This window comes from Aeromonas sp. LsrichE-8G (genome assembly GCF_022869435.1).
GTDB lineage: Bacteria > Pseudomonadota > Gammaproteobacteria > Enterobacterales > Aeromonadaceae > Aeromonas > Aeromonas caviae.
Map to the genome: position 1 here is coordinate 1 of NZ_JALIHH010000161.1, position 4,545 is coordinate 4,545.

The 4,545-nt window shown below is 62.1% G+C and carries 2 protein-coding genes and 1 pseudogene; all 3 read left to right on the forward strand.

What is annotated here, in order from left to right:
* The first annotated feature begins 267 nt into the window (after positions 1 to 267).
* Positions 268 to 1,116 (forward strand): TIGR03899 family protein, encoded by an 849-nt coding sequence (locus tag MUW49_RS18085; RefSeq protein WP_042016317.1) that lies wholly within the window; start codon positions 268 to 270, stop codon positions 1,114 to 1,116.
* Positions 1,117 to 1,353: 237 nt separating this feature from the next.
* A pseudogene (locus MUW49_RS18090) lies at positions 1,354 to 2,969 on the forward strand (PAS domain-containing methyl-accepting chemotaxis protein).
* 805 nt (positions 2,970 to 3,774) lie between these two features.
* A partial coding sequence (locus tag MUW49_RS18095) for an IS5-like element IS5 family transposase (protein WP_244813048.1) occupies positions 3,775 to 4,545 on the forward strand: 771 nt, incomplete at its 3' end.

The window sequence follows — 4,545 nt, forward strand, 5'->3', positions numbered from 1 at the left end:
GAACAGTGATTCCGGGATGTTGAACACTGTTTCCGGAAAGGAGGGGCGAAGTGTTCAGGTTGAACCGGAATGAGCGTTCACATTGGTCCGGAAATGGTGTTCACGTTGAATCGGAATTGGTGTTCATGATCGGCCGGAATATGCAAGCCCCTGATGGCCTCCCCCGGGAGGCCATTTTTTTATCCCGTGACGACCCCGGCAAAGGGATTGTTCATGGATCTGGTTGGAGTAACATTCACTACCAGACCTTGCCATCACGGAGCCAGCATGGCTGACCTGCCCCCCAAGAAAGAGAGTTCCATCCTGAGCAGCCAGGAGCAGACCCTGCGCCTGGCCCGCAGCCGCGGCATCGATGGCATGCTCACCCGCAACAGCGACAGCACCTTCGAGCAGCGCGCCACCTTCCGCCAGTTGGCGGAGCAGGCCACCCGCCAGCGCAATCTGGAATCCATCATGGTGATGGCCGCGCGCCACTGCGAAGAGACCGCCGCCGGCGGCGAGATAGACAGCGACTGGCTCACCCGCTTCCTGCAACTGGCCGAAGACATCAGCATGACCCCCATGCAGCAGTTGTGGGGCCGCATCTTCGCCCTGGAAGTGGCGACCCCGGGCCGCTTCTCCATCCGTGCCCTCAACACCCTCAAGGAGATGACCCAGCGCGAAGCCCAGCTGTTCCAGCGCATCTGCGCCCTCTCCTGCCACTACGAGGGCAGTGACGAGCAGCGCCTGCTGCTGGGCATGCACAAGGGGGCCAGCCTGCTCAGTCGCGCCAAGGTCACCCGAATGGGGCTCGGCAAATACCGGGTGCCCTACAGCGCCCTGCTGCTGTTGTGCGATCTCGGGCTGCTACACCGTGGCGAGCTCGAATCCGGCCCCCTGCCCGCCGACGGGGTCGAGCTGGCCTTTGGCAACCAGCGCTGGCGTCTGCGCCAACGCCAGAGCAACCTCACCCTGCTCTATTACCGGCTCACCCCCATCGGCAACGAGCTTGCCCTGCTGCTGGACGAGCCCCCTTTGGAGGAGTACCTGCAGGATCTGAAGACCCTGCTCTCCACCCACCTGCAGATAGAGACCCAGATGCCGGCCCCGGTCAGCGAGCCGGATCTGCCCGCCTGAGGCTGGCGGAGGCCCCGGCCCCGCCTGGCCAAATTGCGAAACCCGCCCTGCCATTGCCAAAACGGCTCCCAAAAAGCGAATCCTGACGGCAGGGGTGGACGCGAGCCCGGGCCATGTTCCCCCCTCTGCGGGTTTTGAGCGCAAAAGAGACATATAGAGCGCAATTTAAGCGTTTTTGGGCACTCTGGTGTACGAATTGCAACCAGACTCTCTTTCCTCTGTCAGGCAGGAAGTACCATGAGAGTCAATCAACCCGTTACCCAGCGTGAGCGCCTCTACCCGTCGCACCAGAACCTGATTTCCACCACGGATCTGGAGAGCCGCATCACCTATGCCAACGACGAGTTCTGCCAGATAGCCGGCTTCACCCTGGAGGAGCTGCAAGGGGCCCCCCACAACCTGGTCCGCCACCCCGACATGCCGCCCCAGGCGTTTGCCGACATGTGGCGCCATCTGCGGGAAGGCAAAAGCTGGATGGGCCCGGTCAAGAACCGCTGCAAGAACGGGGATCACTACTGGGTCAACGCCTTCGTCACCCCCATTCAGGACGCAAGCGGCAAGGTGGTGGAGTACCAGTCGGTGCGCACGGCGCCGGACGACGCGATCAAGCAGCGTGCGGAGCGGGTCTATGAAGAAATGCGCCGCGGCAAGACCCCCGGGCCCTGCGCCTGCCTCCCTGCTGCCACACCCTGGGGATCCACCTCTGCCTGATGGCGTTGCTGGCCAGTCTGGTCACCCTCGGCTATCAGCACGGCCCGGGCTGGCCTCTGCTCATCGGCGCCCTGCCCCTGGTGGTTGCGCTCGTCATCTGCCAGACCCTCGCCCGGCTGGAGACCCTGGCCCGCCACCGTTTCGACAACCCCTTGATGCAACTGCTGTATACCGGCCGGGTCGATCGTCTGGCTGCCGTCGAGCTCGCCATGAAGATGAACCAGGCCGAGTTCAATGCGGTGCTGGCCCGCACCCAGCAGACCTGCCAGCAGATCGTGCAGGCGGCGCAGACGGATCTGAACAATGCCGAGTCCATCACCGGCAACCTGCAACAACAGCAGGCCCAGACCAACCAGGTCGCGACCGCCATCACCGAGATGACGGCGTCCATTCGCGAGGTCTCCCACAGCTCGAGTGCCTCCTCGGACAGCCTGGACAACACCGCCGTGCTGTTTCGGGAGGGCAATCGCAGCGTGCTCGATACCGTGGCGGCGGTGGAAGGGGTTCACGGCGAGCTGCTCACCTCCCGCGCCGTGATAGAGGCGCTGGCCAGCCAGTGCCGCGCCATCGACGGCATCCTGGACGTCATCAACAACATCGCCAACCAGACCAACCTGCTGGCCCTCAATGCGGCCATCGAGGCGGCCCGGGCGGGCGAGTCCGGTCGCGGCTTCTCGGTGGTGGCGGACGAAATCCGCACCCTCGCCATCAAGACCCAATCCTCCACCGGCGAGATCCAGCAGATGATAAGCCTCTTGCAGGCCAGCGCCGACGATGCCCAGCAGGCCATGGCGCAAGGGGAACAGCTCTCCGCCAGTTGCCGCCTCAAGGCCGCCGCCACTGGCGATATCCTGCAACAGATAAGCGAACGCCTGTTGCAGGTGACCGCAGGCAGCAACCAGATAGCCCAGGCGGTGCAGGAGCAGTCCCTGGTCACCCAGGACATCCACCACAGCGTACTGGACATCAAGCGTCTGGCCGACGACTCCAGCCAGGGCAGCCGCCACGCCGTGCAGGGCATCATTGCCCTCGTTAAGCAGCTCGGGGACCTGGAGCGGCTGGTGCGCCAGTTCCAGCAACATCCCGCCACCCGGCCAACCAGCACCGCCCTGACCAGCAGCCAACCCCTGCTGGCCCGCTAAGCCTTCGCGGAGGAAAGCAAACCCCATACAAAGACCGTGCGCTAACAATAAAAACGGGCCCCTGCCGTCACCGGCAGCGGGCCCCTCTTTTGGGTGGTGCATGGGCGTCTGAGCGGGTTTCAAATTCGAGTCGTCGACTGAACCCGCGGGTCTTTCACCCCCTCCCAACCACCTGCTCGTCCGTGCCAGGCCGACCCTCTCGGCTACACCGCATGGCCCTCGGCAGGGCAATGACCTCACTCCCCCATCCATACACCGTGAATGTTGGGCGCTGGGCCTTGAGCGTTGAGCGTTGAGCGTTGAGCGTTGAGCGGGAAGCGGGAAGCGGGAAGCGGGAAGCGGGAAGCGGGAAGCGGGAAGCGGGAAGCGGGAAGCGGGAAGCGGGAAGCGGGAAGCGGGAAGCGGGAAAGCGTCGGCCTTGAGATCCCTCTTATCCAACCTGCCGCAGGCCCCCGCAGCCCCCACCCCCCAATTTATTGATCTTGCCCGAGAAATCGCCCGCTCCCCCTTCCCTAACCAGCTCCGTTCGGTAACATGGCAATCGGGATCACCTCTTGTCGGAGTCAGCCATGAACCAGACCGGAGCCACAGGGAAAGCGCAGCAGGCTGGAGGCTGAAATTCAGGGGCGGTAGCGTGTTTTTTGCCGATTGGTGCAGAGCGCAGCGGCGCCCAACAGACGAGCATGGTCACATGAACCAGAGTGGGATAAAGATGGATGGGGTCGAACGGTAACTAAGGAAGGTGCGAACAAGTCCCTGATATGAGATCATGTTTGTCATCTGGAGCCATGAAAAAGGGTTCATCATGAGTCATCAGCTCACCTTCGCCGACAGTGAATTCAGCAGTAAGCGCCGTCAGACCAGAAAAGAGATTTTCTTGTCCCGCATGGAGCAGATTCTGCCATGGCAAAACATGGTGGAAGTCATCGAGCCGTTTTATCCCAAGGCTGGTAATGGCCGGCGACCTTATCCGCTGGAAACCATGCTACGCATTCACTGCATGCAGCATTGGTACAACCTGAGCGATGGCGCGATGGAAGATGCTCTGTACGAAATCGCCTCCATCCGTCTGTTTGCCCGGTTATCCCTGGATAGCGCCTTGCCGGACCGCACCACCATCATGAATTTCCGCCACCTGCTGGAGCAGCATCAACTGGCCCGCCAATTGTTCAAGACCATCAATCGCTGGCTAGCCGAAGCAGGCGTCATGATGACTCAAGGCACCTTGGTCGATGCCACCATCATTGAGGCACCCAGCTCGACCAAGAACAAAGAGCAGCAACGCGATCCGCAGATGCATCAGACCAAGAAAGGCAATCAGTGGCACTTTGGCATGAAGGCCCACATTGGTGTCGATGCCAAGAGTGGCCTGACCCACAGCCTAGTCACCACCGCGGCCAACGAGCATGACCTCAATCAGCTGGGTAATGTGCTGCATGGAGAGGAGCAATTTGTCTCAGCCGATGCCGGCTACCAAGGGGCGCCACAGCGCGAGGAGCTGGCCGAGGTGGATGTGGACTGGCTGATCGCCGAGCGCCCCGGCAAGGTAAGAACCTTGAAACAGCATCCACGCAAG